The 17193-nt window shown below is 73.3% G+C and carries 17 protein-coding genes; 7 read left to right on the forward strand and 10 right to left on the reverse strand.

The features are described from left to right. Positions 1 to 19 precede the first annotated feature (19 nt). Genes opgC through GV155_RS09455 form a run of 5 tightly spaced genes read right to left on the reverse strand, consistent with a single transcriptional unit; the run spans position 20 to position 6743 of the window. Positions 20 to 2551 (reverse strand): OpgC domain-containing protein, encoded by a 2532-nt coding sequence (gene opgC, locus GV155_RS09435; RefSeq protein ID WP_201300123.1) that lies wholly within the window; start codon positions 2549 to 2551, stop codon positions 20 to 22. Then, positions 2533 to 2994, reverse strand: a complete 462-nt coding sequence (locus GV155_RS09440; RefSeq protein ID WP_160007391.1) for an ATP-binding protein — start codon at positions 2992 to 2994, stop codon at positions 2533 to 2535. The genes opgC and GV155_RS09440 overlap by 19 nt, the downstream gene beginning before the upstream one ends. Beyond that, the gene (locus tag GV155_RS09445; protein WP_160007393.1) at positions 2987 to 3322 is read right to left on the reverse strand and encodes an STAS domain-containing protein; all 336 of its coding nucleotides are present in this window, start codon (positions 3320 to 3322) and stop codon (positions 2987 to 2989) included. The genes GV155_RS09440 and GV155_RS09445 overlap by 8 nt, the downstream gene beginning before the upstream one ends. Then, positions 3319 to 5421: a glycosyltransferase gene (locus tag GV155_RS09450; RefSeq protein ID WP_160007395.1), complete on the reverse strand. Its 2103-nt coding sequence runs from the start codon at positions 5419 to 5421 to the stop codon at positions 3319 to 3321. The genes GV155_RS09445 and GV155_RS09450 overlap by 4 nt, the downstream gene beginning before the upstream one ends. After that, the gene (locus tag GV155_RS09455) at positions 5418 to 6743 is read right to left on the reverse strand and encodes a PP2C family protein-serine/threonine phosphatase (RefSeq protein WP_160007397.1); all 1326 of its coding nucleotides are present in this window, start codon (positions 6741 to 6743) and stop codon (positions 5418 to 5420) included. The genes GV155_RS09450 and GV155_RS09455 overlap by 4 nt, the downstream gene beginning before the upstream one ends. A gap of 175 nt (positions 6744 to 6918) precedes the next feature. Here GV155_RS09455 and GV155_RS09460 point away from each other — a divergent pair, with 175 nt between their 5' ends. The 5 genes from GV155_RS09460 to GV155_RS09480 all read left to right on the forward strand — a co-directional run bounded on the left by GV155_RS09460 (position 6919) and on the right by GV155_RS09480 (position 12242). Further along, positions 6919 to 7752, forward strand: coding sequence for a response regulator transcription factor (locus tag GV155_RS09460; RefSeq protein ID WP_160007399.1), 834 nt, complete (start codon positions 6919 to 6921; stop codon positions 7750 to 7752). Between the two features lie 91 nt (positions 7753 to 7843). Further along, entirely contained in the window at positions 7844 to 9130 is a 1287-nt protein-coding gene (locus tag GV155_RS09465) for a glycosyltransferase family 4 protein (RefSeq protein ID WP_160007401.1), read from the forward strand. Then, positions 9117 to 9851, forward strand: coding sequence for a class I SAM-dependent methyltransferase (locus GV155_RS09470; protein WP_160007403.1), 735 nt, complete (start codon positions 9117 to 9119; stop codon positions 9849 to 9851). The genes GV155_RS09465 and GV155_RS09470 overlap by 14 nt, the downstream gene beginning before the upstream one ends. Further along, a complete protein-coding gene (locus GV155_RS09475) occupies positions 9848 to 10990 on the forward strand; it encodes a prenyltransferase (protein ID WP_160007405.1) in 1143 nt (380 codons plus the stop codon). Before GV155_RS09470 ends, GV155_RS09475 begins: the two co-directional genes overlap by 4 nt. 10 nt (positions 10991 to 11000) lie before the next feature. Further along, positions 11001 to 12242 carry a DUF480 domain-containing protein gene (locus tag GV155_RS09480; RefSeq protein ID WP_160007407.1) on the forward strand — a complete coding sequence of 414 codons (1242 nt, stop codon included), beginning with the start codon at positions 11001 to 11003 and terminating at the stop codon, positions 12240 to 12242. A gap of 84 nt (positions 12243 to 12326) precedes the next feature. Here the strand turns inward: GV155_RS09480 and GV155_RS09485 are convergent, their stop codons facing one another. Together GV155_RS09485 and soxR are read right to left on the reverse strand one after the other, a co-directional pair. Continuing rightward, positions 12327 to 12977: a class I SAM-dependent methyltransferase gene (locus tag GV155_RS09485; RefSeq protein ID WP_160011088.1), complete on the reverse strand. Its 651-nt coding sequence runs from the start codon at positions 12975 to 12977 to the stop codon at positions 12327 to 12329. A gap of 150 nt (positions 12978 to 13127) precedes the next feature. Further along, entirely contained in the window at positions 13128 to 13571 is a 444-nt protein-coding gene (soxR, locus tag GV155_RS09490) for a redox-sensitive transcriptional activator SoxR (protein ID WP_236554230.1), read from the reverse strand. 76 nt (positions 13572 to 13647) lie between these two features. On the opposite strand from soxR, the gene GV155_RS09495 reads away from it, so the two are divergent. Beyond that, the gene (locus GV155_RS09495) at positions 13648 to 14691 is read left to right on the forward strand and encodes a questin oxidase family protein (protein WP_236554231.1); all 1044 of its coding nucleotides are present in this window, start codon (positions 13648 to 13650) and stop codon (positions 14689 to 14691) included. Here the strand turns inward: GV155_RS09495 and GV155_RS20450 are convergent. Then, on the reverse strand, positions 14672 to 15172 hold the full coding sequence (locus GV155_RS20450) for a hypothetical protein (RefSeq protein ID WP_236554232.1): 501 nt from the start codon (positions 15170 to 15172) through the stop codon (positions 14672 to 14674). The two genes, GV155_RS09495 and GV155_RS20450, sit on opposite strands and share 20 nt — an antisense overlap. Positions 15173 to 15296: 124 nt before the next feature. Then, positions 15297 to 15806 (reverse strand): GNAT family N-acetyltransferase, encoded by a 510-nt coding sequence (locus tag GV155_RS09505; RefSeq protein WP_201300125.1) that lies wholly within the window; start codon positions 15804 to 15806, stop codon positions 15297 to 15299. A gap of 180 nt (positions 15807 to 15986) precedes the next feature. On the opposite strand from GV155_RS09505, the gene GV155_RS09510 reads away from it, so the two are divergent. Next, positions 15987 to 16439: an MOSC domain-containing protein gene (locus GV155_RS09510; protein WP_201300126.1), complete on the forward strand. Its 453-nt coding sequence runs from the start codon at positions 15987 to 15989 to the stop codon at positions 16437 to 16439. On the opposite strand, the gene GV155_RS09515 is transcribed toward GV155_RS09510, so the two are convergent. Then, positions 16429 to 17181: a dienelactone hydrolase family protein gene (locus GV155_RS09515; RefSeq protein ID WP_160007411.1), complete on the reverse strand. Its 753-nt coding sequence runs from the start codon at positions 17179 to 17181 to the stop codon at positions 16429 to 16431. The two genes, GV155_RS09510 and GV155_RS09515, sit on opposite strands and share 11 nt — an antisense overlap. Positions 17182 to 17193 lie beyond the last annotated feature (12 nt).

Genomic DNA, 17193 nt, shown 5'->3' on the forward strand with positions numbered 1-17193 from the left:
TGGCCGTCGGCGCGGCCCCTCAGCGCGGGATGACCGAGAACAGGACCTTCTTCTTCACCATCAGCCAGATCAGGCCGATCACGACCGTGTGCACGACCAGGCCCTGCCACCACACCATCCGGTCGAGCCCGGGCACGTTGGCCACGGCGAGGGCGAAGAAGACGTGGACGATGAAGACGTACAGGCTCGCCTGGCCCAGGGGGATCCACAGCCACCCGATCACGCGGTCGACCGGCTTCCACATCCGGGTGAGCACGGCGTACGTCACGACCAGCATGAAGGCGAGGTCCACCAGCCGGCCGGGCTGCAGGAAGATCCGGGTGTAGGCGTTCTCGTAGAGCCAGACGTACGAGGAGTCCGGGAACGGCGTGGGCACCCCGAAGCGGTACCCGAGCCAGATCCAGCCGAGCGAGACGGCGTAGCCGACGACGAACACCGTGCACCCCAGGACGCCCCACCGGCCGGTGAGCGCCCTCTGCACGCGCCCCCGGTAGTGGCCCAGCACCAGGCCGTGCGTGAACGCGACCTGCCAGGTGAGCAGCGGGAAGACGAACTCGAACTGCGAGGGCAGCCAGTGGACCTCGTTGAGCGCCATGTAGACGAACGCGATCCACGAGACGGCCAGCAGCAGCCACCAGAGGCCGCGGCGGACCAGCCACATCACCGCGGGCAGCAGCAGGCTCAGCACCACGAAGAGGCCCATGATGTTGAAGACCCACGGGCCCATCTCGAGCAGCAGCAGCTGCTTGACGGCGTACCACGGCGGCGGGTAGTCGAACAGGCGCGGGAAGTTGGCGTAGAGGTCGTAGACCTGCCCGGTGGTCGAGGCGCCGTCCTCGCCGGTGCCGCGGTCGGTGAAGGTGGTGATCGCTGCCGTCGTGACGAACGGCAGCACCCCGACGAGGTAGACCAGGACGACCACCGCGAGGGAGACGAGGTACTGCTTGCGGGCGCGCTTCCACATCGCGACCGCGGTACGCCGCTCACCCAGCTTGCGGACCGTCGGCTCGTAGATCATGCCCAGCACCACGCCGGAGAGCAGGACGAACATCTCGGCGCCGGTGATCGCGCCGACGGCGTTGAGCGTGACGTAGGTGTAGGGCCCGGCCACCTCGATGTGGGTGACCACCACCGCCAGGATGATGAAGCCGCGGAACAGGTCCAGGCGCCGGTCGCGGGGGTCGTGCTCGTCGGGGTAGCGCCACGACGGCACGAGCCGCCCCACCACCCCGGCCAGCAGGAACAGCAGCGCGCCGAGGACCACGCAGAACACGATCCAGCCCATCTCCGCGCCGACGTCGGTCGGCTGCCGGCCCTGGGCGGTCGCCGCGGCGCCGGTCTCGAGGTCCAGCACCTGGGTGACCGGCCCGAGCGTGACGTCCGCGGCTGCGAGGTCCTCGCCGAGCGCCTCGGCCAGGTCGCCGATCTCGGCGGCGCGCCAGTCGACCTCGGCGTCGTCCACCTCGGCCTCGGGTCGCACCCGCTCGAGCCAGGTGATGCCGGCCACCAGCGGGTGGTCCTCGCTCTCGGCGAGGACCTGCGACCACCAGGCCTGCTTCAGCGCCGTCTCGTCCTGCTCGTCGCCCTCGGGGTTGAACAGGGCACCGGTCTCGACCAGCATCGGCTGGTCCTCGGTGGCGAAGCGCTCGTAGAACGGCGCCCGCACGGCGCTGTCCTGGACCGAGCCGTACCCCCACTCCTCGTCGAGGCGCTCGGCGTACTCGCCGTCGCGGGGCAGGTCGTTGTCGCCGAAGGCGCCGCGCTGGCCGAAGTAGTACAGCGACAGGCCCACCCAGTCGACGGCCTCGTCACCGGGGTAGTAGGGGCCGTACGGGTCGTCGGCGTCGGTCAGCGCGCCGTCACCGTCGGTGTCGAGCGCGGCGGTGTCCGAGGGACCGCTCTTGCCGACCGCACCGAAGGCCTCGCCGAAGGGGTAGCCGGACCCGTAGGCCGGGGACCACACCATCGAGACCTGGTCGGTCGTGGCGTGGACCGTGTCGGCGAGGACCCGGAAGGCGTCGGCGTACTTCAGCGGCTGCTGGCCCCAGGTGACCCAGGAGCCGTTCATCTCGGGGGCGAAGCGGACCAGGAAGAAGGTGTCCAGCTCGCGGTGCAGCCGGGCGAGCTCGTCGGCCAGCGCCTGGGCGTCCTCGGCGCTCAGCGCGTCGAGCGCGATCTGCGGCTCCAGGTCGATGACGGCCACCGCCCCCTGGGCGGCGGCCTGCTCGACGAACTGGCGCAGGAAGGTGCGGTCCTCGCTCTCCAACGGGTAGTGGACGCGCTGGCCGTACAGGGAGGGCACCTCGCCGAGCCGGTCGGCGTACCCGTCGGCGCGGTCGTCGGTCCAGTCCAGGCCGGGGCCGAACCAGGGCGCGCCGATCGGCGCCGTGGGTGGCGCGGTCGGAGACGGGTCGCCCTCGGTGTCGACCGCGGCGGCCGGCGTCGCGGCGAGCAGCGGCCCCAGCAGGCCCAGCAGGAGCGCGACCAGCAGGATGGCCGGCCCGGTGCGCCCCCGGAGGGTGGAGGTCGAGGTCAGGCCCCGCGATGGCATCGCAGGTCCCAGTAGTTCCTGCCCCCGACGTGGCGGTACTGGAGGTCGTCCACCGCGGCCAGGGCCAGCGCCAGACCACGGCCGGACTCGGCGTCCTCGCCCGGCATGATGACCGCGCTCAGGTCGACCCCGGCCGGCTCGCCGTTGTCGGCGAGCAGCGCGGTCAGCTCGGTCGGGGTCACCGTCAGGGTGAGCCGGAGCCGGCGGAGGCCCGCGACCTCGTCACCGGTGAAGGCGTGCTCGACGATGTTGGCCAGCACCTCCACCACCGCGGTCTCGAACCGGAAGCGGTCGCGCGCAGAGAGGTCCGGGTGCTCGCCGAACAGCTTCTCCACGAGGTCCTGCGCGTGGTCGAGGGCACCCTCGTGTGCGGCCATCTCGACCTCGAACCGGGTCGACGGCACGCCCTCGGGCCCGACCGCGCCCAGGGTGGTGTCAGGCATCGAACGCCCCCTCCACCGTGTCGCGGGCGCGCAGCACCCGGTCCAGGTTGGTCATCTCGAAGACGCTGTGGACCGCCGGCGTGGGCCGCGCGATGCGGAGGTCACCCCCGGCCTGGCGGGCGGACTTCAGCCCGGCGATGAGGGCGCCGAGGCCGGAGGAGTCCAGGAACGTGGTCTCGCCCATGTCCACCACGATCCGCGTGGTCCCCCCGTCGACGAGCTCGGCGAGCAGGTCCTTGAGGCGCCGCGCGGAGACCATGTTCAGCCGTCCCCGCGGTGTGACCACCCCGATCCCCTCGCTGGTGGTGTCGATTCCGAACTCGATCATGAGGCCCCCTGGGCGTGGTCGGTGTGCTGCTGGTCGTGGTGGTCGTGGTGGTCGTGCCGGTCGGGCGGCTCCTGCGGGTGCCGCTGGACGATCCGGGCGACCTGCTCGGCCCGGTCCGGTGCGTCGCAGCTACCAGGTGGCGGGGTCGGCAGGCCGTGGACGGCCGGGTCGAACCCGCGGTAGCGCACGGCGCCGATCACCACGGAGAAGATGAGGAGGTCGAAGGCGACCCAGAACAGGTTGATGCCGGTGGCCAGCGGCTCGGCCTGGCCGACCGCGAGCCGGACGACCCCGATCGCCGCGCCGGCGACCAGGATCCCCATCGCCCACAGCTGGGGCTTCACCAGGTGCCACGGCAGGGACTCCTGGGCCTGCTTGGTCTTCGGGGTCACCGCGAAGTCCAGGGAGCGGCCGAACCACACGTTGCCGACCGCCGAGGTCACCGAGCGGATCCACACCGGGAAGAGCGCCAACGAGTACTGCTGGCCGCGCCACGTGGGTCTCCCGTTGGCGACCACCATGAACAACAGCTGGTTGAAGACCAGGAACGGGATCAGCCGCCAGAAGAAGTCGGCGCTGAAGGCCTGCACCGGCAGGACCCCGAAGGCCAGGTAGAGCACCGGTGCGCCGATGTAGACCAGGGCCGCGAACCCGGCCAGGTAGCTCCACATGGTGCCGAAGTACATGAGCCGCTGCGCCACGCCCAGGCCGCGCTGGGTCAGCGGGTTCTCGCGCAGCATCACCTGGATCGTGCCCTGCGCCCAGCGCAGCCGCTGGGTGAGCATGGTCTGCAGGTCCTCGGGGGCGAGCCCGACGGCCAGCACCTCGTCGTGGTAGGCCGTGTGCCAGCCGAGGCCGTGCAGGCGCATGCAGGTCGCCATGTCCTCGGTGACCGAGATCGTGGCCATCGGCATGATCGCCTGCGCCTCGTCGCCGCGGTCGACGTCGACCGCCCGGACCAGCGCCTCGACGGTGTCGACCGCGCCGAGCGGGGAGAAGTCCCGCTGCGACATCCGGCGCAGGGCGCCCTCGTCCACGGTGGCCAGACCCAGGTCGGGGTCGGCGGCGATGCCCTCGAGCTCGGCGATCACGGCGAGGTCGGCCTGCAGCGCCTCGAGGTCGGCCGAGACCAGCCGGCGGCGGACAGCCGCGACGCGCTCCTGGAAGCGGTAGGTGACGTCGAAGAGGGCCTCGCCCCGGCCGAGCCGGCGGCGGGCCTTGCCCACCTCGTACTCGATGGCCTCGAGGGCGTCGCGGACCAGGACCTCGTCCTCGTCGAGGCCGCGCAGCGCGCTGCGGACGACGGTGCGGGCGGTCCGCAGCGCGCGGTGCACGCCGACCTCGACCTCGCCGACGTACCGGCTCACGCCGAGCATCATCAGCGCCTCGCGGCGGATCACGGCGTTGGAGCCGCAGAAGAACGCGGAGTTCCACCCGTCCTTGCTCTGCTGGATCGGCCCGTAGAACAGCGGGGCCTGGCTGCCCAGCGGGTCGTGGTCCGGCACGTTCTCGAACCACTGGGGCGTCTGCACCAACGCCATCTTCTCGTCGTCGAAGTAGCCCAGGGTGCGGTCGAGGATGTCCGGGGAGGGCACCTGGTCGGCGTCGAGGATGAGCAGGAACTCGCCCTCGGTCGCGAGCAGGGCGTTGTTGAGGTTGCCGGCCTTGGCGTGCCGGGAGTGCCCGGCCCAGTCCGCGCTGCGCGTGATCCAGCCGATGTCGAGGCGCTGCGCCAGGTCGCGCATCTCCTCTCGTCTGCCGTCGTCCAGGATCCAGGTCCGGTGCGGGTAGGCGATGGCGCGAGCGGCGACCGCGGTGCGCTCGACGAGGTCGAGGGGCTCGTTGTAGGTGGTGATGAAGACGTCGACGGTGAGGTCCTCGGGCGCGGGCGGCGGCTGGCCGCGCTCGCGCAGGCGGAGCATCCCGAAGCCGAAGAGGAGCGAGTCGATGAGGCTGTAGGTCTCGGCCAGCACCAGCGGGACCGCGATCCACCAGTAGGACCAGTTGACGGAGAACATCCACCGCCAGGCCACGTAGTTGACGCCCAGGAGGGCGGTGGCCAGGACGATGGTGCGGATCAGGAGCAGCCTGCGGCTCATGCCCCACCATCGAGGCGGACGGGCCGCGGCCCTCGGAAGACCGGCGTACGGAAGACGCCGACCGCGGTCACGTCGTCCAGCGGCGTACGGCGCCTGGCCAGCAGGCCCACCGAGCCCAGCAGGTCGCTGACGTCGTCGGCCTCGCGCACCATCGCCTCCACCGCCTCCCACCACGCCATCGGGTCGTCGAGCAGGTCGAGCAGGCCGTCGCTGAAGAGCACCATCCGGTCGCCGGGGAGGAGGTCCAGCTCGTGCTCGGTCCAGTGGTCGTCGGGCAGCACCCCGATCGGTCGGTCGAGGCTCGACAGGCGGGTGCAGGTGCCGTCGTGGTGCGCGACCAGGCCCAGCCCGGCGCCACCGTCGACGTAGCGGGCCGTGCCGTCCTCCAGGTCGACGGCCGCCTGGACCAGGGTCACGAAGGACTCCGCGCGCTCGAGGTCGGTGTTGACCGAGCGCGCCACCTGCGTCGTGGTCACCCCGAGGTCGACGCCGGCGACGACCGCGGGGGTGGTGCCGCGGAGCGCTGCCCGGATCCCGGCGCCGACCAGGGCGGCGCCCGTGCCCTTGCCCATCACGTCGCCGAGCATCACGTGGAGGACGTCGTCGGTGACGGTGTAGTCGTAGAAGTCCCCGCCGACCGCGAGTGCGGGCAGGCACATGCCGGCGACCTCCCACTCCTCGGTCGAGACCGGCAGCACCGGCAGCATCGAGTTCTGCACCTGGCGTGCCTGGCGCATCTCGCTCGAGGCCGTGAGCTCCTGCTCGGCCCACCGGGCCAGGTCGGAGAGGGTGTCGAGGTCGTCGGGGTCCAGGTGCCTCGGCTCGGTGTCCGAGACGCACAGGCTCCCCAGCACGTGTCCCATGGAGTCCCGCAGCGGCACGCCGGCGTACGAGACGAGCAGGCCGCCCGTGACGATGGGGAAGTCCGCGAAGCGGGGATCCTCGCGGGCGTCCTCGATGACCAGGGTCTCGCCGAGGCCCTGGGTGGTGTTGCACAGGGTCTCCTCGCGCGGCATGTCGGCCGGCACGCCCGGCGGGAACCCGGTCGCGCTGGGCCACCAGGCCCGGTCGCGGTCCAGCACCGTGATGTAGGCCATGGGCATCGACAGCGACCTGCAGGCGATCCGGGTGATCCGGTCGAACCGTTCCTGCTGGCCGTCGTCCTCGAGCGCGAGGCTGTCGAGCGCCCGCTGGCGCTGGTCCTCGACGGCTCGCAGCGCGCGGGCGGAGGGTGTCACCAGCGGGTGCACCGTGGCGCGCGGGCCCGGCGGAGCAGGCCACTGCTCGGCGTGGGGGGTGAGCGGCTGGGAGGTAGCAGGCATGGGGGGGTCCTGTTCCGGGGAGCACGGGGAGCACGGGGGGCGGGGTGACCGGGCCCCCGACCGGTCCCGGCCAGTCTCACCGACGAGGGGGGGCGCTGCAACCGGAACGCGCGAACTCGTCGGGTCTTCCGAGGAAGGCACCCACGGGTGGGCGTTGTGCTTGGATCGGGGGGTCATGAGCTCCCCGTCGCGCCCCACCGGTCAGACCGGCCCTGGAGAGGGCGAGTCGTCCCCGGCCGTACGCCGCGTGCTGGTGGTCGACGACCACGCCGACCAGCGCGAGGTGATGGGCCTGACCCTCGTCCGCGCCGGCTTCGCCGTCGAGACGGCGTCCAGCGGTGAGGAGGCGGTCGAGACGGTCCGTCGCCTGGACCCCGACCTGATCACGCTGGACGTGTCGATGCCCGGGATCGACGGGATCGAGACCTGTCGGCGGATCCGCGACTTCAGCGACGCCTACGTGATCATGGTGACCAGCAGGGACGCCGAGCTGGACCGGCTGCTCGGCCTGGAGGTCGGCGCCGACGACTACCTGGTCAAGCCCTGCTCGCCCCGCGAGCTGGTCGCGCGGGCGGCGGCACTGCTCCGGCGCCCGCGCCAGGGTGTCGCCCGCTCGGTCACCGCGCCCGAGGCGGTCACCCCGCCCGGCACGGACCGCCCGGGTCAGGTCGCTCCGCCCGCGCCGGACGGCCCGGGCCCCGGCGTCCTGGACGCCGGCGGGGGCCTGATGCTGCACCCGGTGCGCCACGTGGCGCTGCTCGACGGGCAGCCGCTCCCGCTGACCCCCTCCGAGGTGGACCTCCTCGTCGCGCTGCTGCAGCCGCCGCTGCGGACCTGGTGGCGCGCCGAGCTGGTGCGCGAGATGTGGCACGGCGACTTCATGGAGTCCGACTTCCTGGTCGACGTCCACGTCGCGTCGCTGCGGCGCAAGCTGAAGCGCGCCGCCCCCGGGCGCGACTGGATCCAGACGGTGGACGGCTCCGGCTACCGGTACGCACCGGGCACCTGAGGTCGGGCGACCCGGTCCGGCGCACCGCGGGCCGAGGGGGCCGGGCAGGACTGGTCGCCGCGGCAAGTTACCGGCGGGTTAGGCTGCCCCGGTGCGGATCGCGATGCTGTCGTACCGCAGCAAGCCCCACTGCGGGGGTCAGGGCGTCTACGTGCGACACCTCAGCCGCGAGCTGGTCCGCCTGGGCCACCAGGTCGAGGTCTTCTCCGGCCAGCCCTACCCCGACCTGGACGAGGGCGTGCTGCTGACCGAGGTGCCCAGCCTCGACCTCTACCGCGAGCCCGACCCGTTCCGGGTGCCGCGCCTGCGCGAGCTGCGCGACCGCGTCGACGTCGAGGAGGTCGCCACCATGCTCACCGGCGGCTTCCCCGAGCCCAAGACCTTCTCGACCCGGGTGGCCCGGATGCTGCGCGAGCGCACCGGTGACTTCGACGTCGCCCACGACAACCAGGTGCTCGGCTACGGCATGCTCGACGTCGAGGCCGACGGGCTGCCGCTGGTCACCACGATCCACCACCCGATCACCCTCGACCGGCAGATCGAGCTGGCGGCGGCGCCCACCCTGCGCCGCCGGCTGTCGCTGCGTCGGTGGTACGGCTTCCTGCGGATGCAGGCCCGCGTCGCGCGGTCCGCGACCACCGTCGTGGTGCCCTCCGGGGCGTCCCGCGACGACGTCGTCGCCGAGTTCGGGGTCGACCCCGACCGGGTCCGGGTGTCCTGGCTGGGGGTGGACGACGCGTTCGTCCCGCCGTCGACGCCGCGGGTGCCCGGCCGGGTGCTGGCGATGGCCAGCGCCGACGCCCCGCTCAAGGGCGTCCCGGTGCTGCTCGAGGCGTTCGCCAAGCTGCGCACCGAGCGCGACGTCGAGCTGGTCCTGGTCACGCGGCCCGGGGGGCGTACCTCCGAGCTCGTCGAGCGGCTCGGCCTGGGCGAGGCCGTCCGGTTCGTGCACGACCTGTCCGAGCCCGACCTGGTCGCCCTGATGGGCTCGGCCGAGGTCGCCTGCGTCCCCTCGCTGCACGAGGGCTTCTCGCTGCCCACGGTCGAGCTGATGGCGTGCGCCACCCCGCTCGTCGTCTCGCGTGCCGGCGCCATCCCCGAGGTGGTCGGCACCGACGGCGAGTGCGCCGACCTCGTGCCGCCCGGCGACGTCGAGGCGCTCCGCGCCGCCCTCGCCGCCCTCCTCGACGACCCGGTCCGCCGCGCGGCGATGGGTCGCGCCGGTCGCCGCCGGGTCGAGGAGCACTTCAGCTGGCGCGCCGCCGCCGTCTCCCTCGCCGACGTGCTCGCCGCGGCCGTGGCCGCGGGGCCGCAGCCCACCGCCGTACGCCGCTCCCTGACCCGCCGCCCCAGGAGGACCCTCCGTGCTCACCGTTGACTTCGACCGCCTCGGGCTGCGCCCGCGCGACCGCGTGCTCGACATGGGGTGCGGCGCCGGCCGGCACGCCTTCGAGATGTACCGCCGCGGGGCCGACGTCGTCGCCTTCGACCAGGACGCCGACGAGCTCGCCGGCGTCGGTGACCTCTTCGCCGCGATGCGCGCCGAGGACGAGGTGCCTGCGGGTGCCGGGGCCGACACCAAGGAGGGCGACGCGCTCGCCCTGCCCTTCGCCGACGGCGAGTTCGACCGCGTGGTCGCCGCCGAGGTGCTCGAGCACGTGCCCGACGACCTCGGCGCGATCGCCGAGCTGGTCCGGGTCCTGCGCCCCGGCGGGACGATGGCGGTCTCCGTGCCGCGCTGGCTGCCCGAGATGGTCTGCTGGAAGCTGTCGAAGGAGTACCACGACAACCCCGGCGGCCACATCCGGATCTACTCCGACGCCGAGCTGGTCGGCAAGCTCGAGAACGCCGGGATGCAGCACGCCGGCACCGGCTACGCCCACGGGCTGCACACGCCCTACTGGTGGCTGAAGTGCGCCGTCGGGGTCCGCCAGGACGACCACCCCGTCCCGGCGACCTACCACAAGCTGCTGGTCTGGGAGATCATGAAGCAGCCGCGCGTGCTGCGCTGGGCCGGCGCGGTGCTCGACCCGCTGATCGGCAAGAGCCTGGTGCTCTACCTCACCAAGCCGGACGCGGCGGATCCGGCGGCCGCGTGACGGCGCGGCACGACCTGCCGTTCGTCGCCGGGGTGCTGGGGCCCGAGGAGGTCGCGGCCACGGCGGCCGCGGTGGCCGCGGTGCAGGAGGCCGACGGCGCCATCCCGTGGAGCGTCGGGGCCCACACCGACACCTGGAACCACGTCGAGTCGGCGATGGGCCTCCTGGTCGGGGGAGAGGTCGCGGCGGCGGAGCGGGCGTACGCCTGGATCCCGACCCAGCAGCGGGCCGACGGCTCCTTCCCCTGGAAGGTGGTCGCCGGTGTCGTCGAGGACGACCGCGGCGAGGCGAACATGGCCGCCTACGTCGCGGTCGGCGTCTGGCACCACTGGCTCGTACGCCGGGACCGCGGTTTCGTCGAGGCGATGTGGCCGGTCGTGCGGGCCGCGCTGGACTGGGTGGTGTCGCGGCAGCTGCCGTTCGGTGGCATCGCCTGGTGCCAGTTCTGGGCCGACGGCGTCCCGGTGACCGGCGAGGACGACGTCACCGACGCCCTGCTCGCCGGCTCCTCCAGCATCTACCAGTCGCTGCGTGCGGGTGTCGCGATCGCCGAGCTGCTGGACGACCCGCAGCCCGAGTGGGAGCTGGCCGGCGGCCGGCTCGGCCACGCCGTGCGCGAGCACCGGGACCTCTTCCTGGACAAGAGCACCTTCTCGATGGACTGGTACTACCCGGTCCTCGGCGGCGCCGTGCGGGGTGCGGCGGCGCGCGCGATGCTCGACGAGCGCTGGGAGGACTTCGTGGTGCCCGGGATGGGCATCCGCTGCGTCGACACCAACCCGTGGGTGACCGGCGCGGAGACCTGCGAGCTGGCGATGGCCCTCGACGCCGAGGGCGACCACGCGCGGGCCCGCGCCCTGCTGGTCGACATGCAGCACCTGCGGCACGGGTCGGGCGGCTACTTCACCGGCTGGGTCTACGGCGACGACGTCTACTGGCCGCGCGAGCTCACCGCCTGGACCGGCGCCGCGGTGATCCTGGCGGTGGACGCGCTGGGGGAGACCTACGGGCACGCGACCCCGGGCTCGGGCATCATGCGCGGCACCTCGCTGGCGCCCGACTTCGCCGAGCTGCTGCTGGAGTGCGGGTGCCACGACGTGCCCGCGGGCCACGACCGCCGGGACCACGGAACGCCCTAGGCTCGGCGGGGTGACCCTGCCCCGGCTCGACGACCAGGAGCAGCGCGTCCTCGGCGCGCTGCTCGAGAAGCAGCGCACCGTCCCGGCGTCCTACCCGCTGTCGGGCCAGGCGCTGCGCAGCGCCTGCAACCAGACCAGCAGCCGGGAGCCGGTCGTCGACTACGACGACGCGACGGTCGAGCAGGTCGCGCGCCGGCTCAAGGACCACGAGCTGGTGCGGATCGTCTGGTCGGAGAAGGGCCGCCGCACGCTGCGCTACCACCAGCGGCTCACCGAGGCGCTGGACCTCGGCGAGGACGAGGCCGCCGTCCTGACGCTGCTGCTGCTCCGCGGTGCGCAGGCGCCCGGGGAGCTGCGGACGCGCTCCGAGCGGCTGCACCCGTTCACCGACCGGCGCGACGTGGAGGAGGTGCTGACCCGGCTGGCCGCGCGGGACGAGCCCCTGGTGCGCGAGCTCGAGCGGCGGGCCGGTCAGCGCGAGCGCCGGTGGGTGCACCTGCTGGGGCCGGTCGACGACGGCGCGGGCGATGCTGCGGGTGCGGGTGCGGGTGCGGTCGCGGAGGCGGCCCTGCCCGAGGGTGGGCCCGAGGCGCGCGACGCGCGGGTGCGGACGTCGTACGACGCGGTGGCCCCCGCGTACGCCGACGCCCTGACCGACGAGCTCGACGTCCTGGTCCTGGAGCGGTGGCTGCTGGACCGGGTCGCCGCGCACGCCGTCGCCGACGGCGGCCCCGTGGTCGAGGTCGGCTGCGGTCCGGGTCACGTGACGGCGTACCTCGCCGCCGCCGGCGCGGAGGCGCACGGCCTGGACCTGTCGCCGGGGATGGTGGAGCAGGCCCGGGCACGGTTCCCGGACGCGGAGTTCGAGGTCGGCGACCTCCGCCGACTTGTCCGGCCCCGCGACCACGACGGCTGGGCGGCGGTGCTGGCGTGGTACTCCCTCATCCACTCGGTGCCCGCCGAGCTGCCTGAGGCGTTCGCCGCGCTGGTCCGTCCGCTGCGGCCCGGCGGCCTGCTCGTCGTGGCGCTGCACGCCGGCTCCGGCCTCGAGCACGCCGGGACGTGGTTCGACGAGGACGTCGACCTCGACTTCGTCCGCCACGACCCCGCCTCGGTGGCGGCGCAGCTCACCGAGGCCGGCCTGGTCGACGTCGAGTGGTACCACCGCGGCCCGGTCACCGCCCACGGCGAGCAGCGCGAGCGGGTCTACCTCCTCGCCCGCCGAGATGACGCTCGCGGACAGCCGAGATGACGCTCGCGGCGCCTCGAGATGACGATTCCGGGCACGTCCGGCGGTCGAGGAGCGAGCGAAGCGAGCGTCACGAGACCGACGGCGTCAGCGGACCGGGTCGCCGGCGTCACCGCGGTCGCGCCGCAGCACCCGGACCGACCCGAGCGCGTCGACCTCGCTGAAGTCGCCGCTGTCCAGCGCCCGGAGGTAGACCTCGTACGGCGGCCGCCCGCCGTCGGCCGGGTCGGGGAACACGTCGTGCACCACGAGCAGCCCACCGGGCTGCAGCCACCGCGCCCACCCGGTGTAGTCGGCGTGCGCGTGCTCGGCGGCGTGACCGCCGTCGACGAAGACCATGGCCAGCGGCGTCGCCCACCAGCGCGACACCGTCGTGCTGCGTCCGACGACGGCGACGACCCGGTCCTCGAGGCCGGCGTCGTGCAGGGTGCGACGGAAGAGCGGGAGCGTGTCCATGAGGCCGGTGCGGGGGTCGACCAGCGAGGTGTCGTGGTGCTCCCAGCCGGCCTGGTTCTCCTCCGACCCGCGGTGGTGGTCGACGGTGAAGACGCAGGCGTCCCCGCCTACCGCGCGGGCGGCCGCACCGAGGTAGATCGCCGACTTGCCGCCGTACGTGCCGATCTCCAGCACCGGGCCGCGCGGCAGGCAGCCCAGCGCGGTGCGGTGCAGCAGCAGGCCCTCGTCCTCGGGCATGAACCCGGTCGCGGCGCGGGCGTGGGCGAGCAGGTCCTCGGGCATGTCCGGCACGCGGGGGAGCCTAGGCGGCGGAGTCGGCTACCTGACGTGCGGGGATGCCGGGCGACGAGGCCTGTTCCGGTTGCTTCTCCACCGGGTGGCGGCCTGGCGGAGCCGAGGCAGTCCTGACGGACCGCCGCCGCGCGCCGTGGGTCAGGGCCTTCGTCGTCCGGCTTCTTCGGCGCGTCGGACCCATCGTGAGCCGGGACCCTCGGTTGCGGCGGCGTCGTCCTGGTTGATCAGTGAGCACCGGGTCAGCGACAGGCAGCCGCAGCCGATGCACTCGTCGAGCGAGGTCTGCAGCCTCTCGAGCGTCCGGATGCGGGCTGCGACGAGCTCGCGCCACGGGGCGGCCACTGCAGCCCAGTCGTCCTGGGTGGGGATGGTGTCAGAGGGAAGCGTGTCGAGCAGCTCCCTGATCTCGCTCAGGGTCAGTCCGACGCGTTGGGCGGCGGTGACGAACGCCAGTCGTCGCAAGACGTGGCGTGGGTAGCGGCGCTGGTTGCCCGTGGTCCGGGTCGACTGGATCAGGCCGCGGTCCTCGTAGAACCGAAGCGTGGCGGTGCTGAGGCCCGCCCGCTCAGCGACCGCACCCACCGTGAGCGCATCGACCGCCACGTCTGCCTGCCCTTCCCCTTGATTTCAAGTGGACTTTAACGTGTCGACTGTGCGGGTGACAGACCCCCACGAGGCCCTCGACGAGTCCTACTCCCGGCTGCACACGACCGGCCCCGAGTTCGACGGGTGGCTCTCGAACCATGGGCCGATGGCAGCAGACGCCCTCATCAGGCTCGGGAGGACCGAGGCGGTCGAGGCATGGGTCGGGCGCTACTCGCGCAGGCTCCACCACGCCCCCGGACCCCGGTGGGCGATCGACGAGTCCGAGTGGCGCGAGGTCCTCGGCGACCCTTCCCGGTTGGGAGACTGGTGTGCCTTCTTCGAGGAACGGCTCACCGAGGAGCCGTGGCGAGACGTCCTGGTCAGGTGGTGGCCCCGATTGATCGACGGGGCCATCGCGTCGGCGACCCACGGCCTGATCCGCACCGGGCATGCGGTGCGCGCCCTGCTGGAGACAACGACACCGGCTCGGACGGTCGAGCTCGCGCACGCCCTCGGCTACTGGGCGGCGCGACACCAACGCCTGCCTGCGCACGGTCGACCAGCAGGCGCACTTCCGCCCGAAGACGCCTTGAGTGAGGTGCCGAGCATCGGAGTCAGCGGCGGGATCCGTACGCGCCTGGGGGACCTCGACCACAGCGCCCAATGGGCTCCCGCGGTTGGTCGACTCCGACCTCTTCCCGGGCCCGAAGCCGTCCCAGCAGCGCTGGATGAGCTCGTCGATGCGGCGGTGGGCCACTACGCGTACTGGGCTCATCGCAACCCCGTGATGCTGGTCCACGCTGCTACCGCGCCACGTGCCGCCGCCCTGGTCCTGCCCGCGTTGCCCACAGACCTCTGGGCGCAGACACACGACGCAGCCTGGGCTGCCTCCGCCTCGATCAGTGCCGCCTACCGCCCCACCGGGGCACGACCCGCGACACCCGGCCGGGGTGGGCGTCTGCTGACCCCGGAACGCGTCACCGACATGGCGGTCGCGACCGACGACGAGCACGCCATCAAGTTCGTCGAGGTGGCCCAGGAGAGCCACCGGCGAGGCAATCCAGCAGCGCTCGCCGCCGGCGCTCAAGCGGCGGCGCTCATCGGCACCGGCAGGTGAGCGATCTACCCATACGCCGGCTGCGGGTCGGTGGGGACAGCCGCCACAGCGTCGAGGCTCGGGTGTCCGACCGGTCCGCGACAGCAGCCGGGGCGCCGCCGACGCCCGCGTAGTGCGGGTCGTCGTCCAACGCGAAGCACCAGGCGCGATCTGCGGGCCAGATGAACGCCGGCGGTGGCGTGTGTCCGACCACCGTGCTCTCCATCCGTGGGGTGTCCCAGTCGTCGATGTCGGCCAGTGCGCCCCGGAACAGGAAGAACAGACGGTTCGGCAGCGCGACCTTCGGTTGTCCGTCCAGCCCGGGTGGGGTGCCCCAGCCGTCCCACATGCAGAAGTAGGCGTCGTCAGGGGTGCGGGTATGGGCGGCCAGCACGGTTACGACGTCGCGGACCACGTCGAGGTCGTCGGGGTCGTCAAGGACATCGAGGTCCACGTCATTCTCCGACTGCCCTGGAGCGGTCGGGTCGGGCAGGAACCGCACCCGTGCGTACGCCGGGAACACCTGGGGACCGAACGTCACCAGGGTTCCCCACGGGGTGCCTCGCTCCCTGAGCCAGGCCGCGGCAGAGCGGTCACGTGAGAACGTCAGGGTCACGACCCACGTTCTAGCACTGCCGACGCCTCCGCGGCGCGGACCTCGCGCTTCGACGGCCTACCAACGGGAGCGCAGCCGGGCGCGACCACGCCACCTCGCGCCCCAGCTGCCCGGTCGCGACGAAAAGCCGGACCTGGTGCGTCCCGGCCAGGACGGTCGCCAGCTCGTCCCGGTCGGCCGGCGCGAACCCCAGGCCCTGCCAGAACGGCCCCGACCGGCGGCTGAAGAGCCAGGCCGTACGCGCGCCGTCCCCGGCCGCGCGGGCCAGCGCGAACCGGGCCAGCTCGCTGCCGAGCCCGGCCGACCGCGCCGCGGGGCTGACGGCGACGCTGCGCAGCAGCGCGTGCCGCCCGTCCTCGCTGACCTCGTAGCCGGTGCTGGCGACGACCCGCTCCTCCGTGTCGCGCCCGACCCACAGCCGGACGGTCGGAGCGTCCAGGCCGCTCAGGGTCAGGTCGACCTCGCCGAGGAACGCGGTGAGATCGGCGACGTCGTCGGGTCCCACCTCACTCAGCCACACCTGTCGATCCTTGCAGCCCACGGGATCCAGGTCTGCCACGCCACAGGACGCCCGGGTCACGCGGAGCGGGAAGGAACGACGTCCGCAACCCTGCGGGCGGCACCGGGCTGACCGGCACGACCGGATCGACGGCCGGACCCGCCGCCGGCTTCGTTCCTTCCGGCTACGTACGCTCCGCACGTGAGCCAGCGCGTCCAGTCCCTCCACGTCGCCAAGGGCCGTCGGCTCCCGATGCGGGAGGTGCCCGAGGTGCACGCCGAGGCCGGCGCCGGCATCGTCGGCGACCGGTACCACGGCAGCCGGCACCGCCACGTGACCGTGCAGAGCGCGGAGGCGCTGGCCGAGGCCGAGGAGCGGTTCGGCGCGCCGGTCCCCGCCGGGCTGACCCGACGCAACGTCACCGTGGACGCCGGGATGATCCCCACCGCGCCCGGCACCCGGCTGCGGGTGGGGGAGTCGCTGCTCGAGGTGGTCCGGGTGGCCGCCCCCTGCAAGCTGCTGGACGACACGATCGGCCGGGGCGCCCAGGAGGCGCTGCGTCGCCGCGGCGGGTCGGTGCTACGGGTCCTCGAGTCCGGCCGGATCGCGGTCGGCGACGAGGTCGAGGTGCTCGAGCCGCCCGTCAGCTCCTGAGCTTCTCGCCGAAGAACCCCAGCACCCGGTCGACCGCCACCTGCTGGCGCTGCGTGGTCACCGTGGAGTGCCCGGCGCCGGGGAGGTCGACCCGCAGGAACGCCTCGCCCAGCTCGCGGTCCAGGGTGTCGAAGCGGGTGCCCGTGGCCGGGTCCTTGGCGAACTGCAGGCCCAGCACGGAGCAGCCGCCGGCAGCCCGTCGCTTGACCGTCGCCAGGTCCTCGGGCGACAGGTTGAGGTCGGCGGCCCGGGCCCTGCCGACCGGGAACGGCGCCGACGGCTGGCACAGCACCGGTGCGGCCACGCTGTCGTCGACCATCATGGCCAGCGCGAAGCCGCCGGTGAAGCACATCCCCAGCGCCCCGACGCCGGGCCCGCCCAGCTCGGCGTGAAGGGTGCGCGCCAGGCTCCGCAGCCACCCCGCGACCGGCGTCGTCTCGCCGGTGGCGAGCTTGGTGAACTCCCGGCTCACGCAGACCTGCCGGAACGCCTGCGCGACGTGGGCCGGGCTCATCCCGCGCCCCGGCGTGCCGAACAGGTGGGGCATCACCACGGTGAACCCCGCGTCGACGACCTCCTGCGCGAAGGTCGCCACCTGCGGCGTGATGCCCGGGATCTCGTGGATCACGACGACACCCGGGCCGCTGCCGCCTCGGTAGGTCGGGTGGGTCGTGCCCTCGTCGTCGGTGTGGTGGCCGAGGGTCCAGCCCTCCAGGGCCGGTGGGGTCGCGGTGCTGGTCATGGGGGTGAGTAT

Origin of the sequence: Nocardioides sp. AX2bis (assembly GCF_902506435.1) — a bacterium.
Taxonomy (GTDB): Bacteria; Actinomycetota; Actinomycetes; order Propionibacteriales; family Nocardioidaceae; genus Nocardioides.

What these genes read in the sequence shown, in the direction of transcription:
- opgC (WP_201300123.1), bottom strand. Translation starts at nt 2,551, where the DNA reads ATGCCATCGCGGGGCCTGACCTCGACCTCCACCCTCCGGGGGCGCACC.
- GV155_RS09440 (WP_160007391.1), bottom strand. Translation starts at nt 2,994, where the DNA reads ATGCCTGACACCACCCTGGGCGCGGTCGGGCCCGAGGGCGTGCCGTCG.
- GV155_RS09445 (WP_160007393.1), bottom strand. Translation starts at nt 3,322, where the DNA reads ATGATCGAGTTCGGAATCGACACCACCAGCGAGGGGATCGGGGTGGTC.
- GV155_RS09450 (WP_160007395.1), bottom strand. Translation starts at nt 5,421, where the DNA reads ATGAGCCGCAGGCTGCTCCTGATCCGCACCATCGTCCTGGCCACCGCC.
- GV155_RS09455 (WP_160007397.1), bottom strand. Translation starts at nt 6,743, where the DNA reads ATGCCTGCTACCTCCCAGCCGCTCACCCCCCACGCCGAGCAGTGGCCT.
- GV155_RS09460 (WP_160007399.1), top strand. Translation starts at nt 6,919, where the DNA reads ATGAGCTCCCCGTCGCGCCCCACCGGTCAGACCGGCCCTGGAGAGGGC.
- GV155_RS09485 (WP_160011088.1), bottom strand. Translation starts at nt 12,977, where the DNA reads ATGCCCGAGGACCTGCTCGCCCACGCCCGCGCCGCGACCGGGTTCATG.
- GV155_RS09515 (WP_160007411.1), bottom strand. Translation starts at nt 17,181, where the DNA reads ATGACCAGCACCGCGACCCCACCGGCCCTGGAGGGCTGGACCCTCGGC.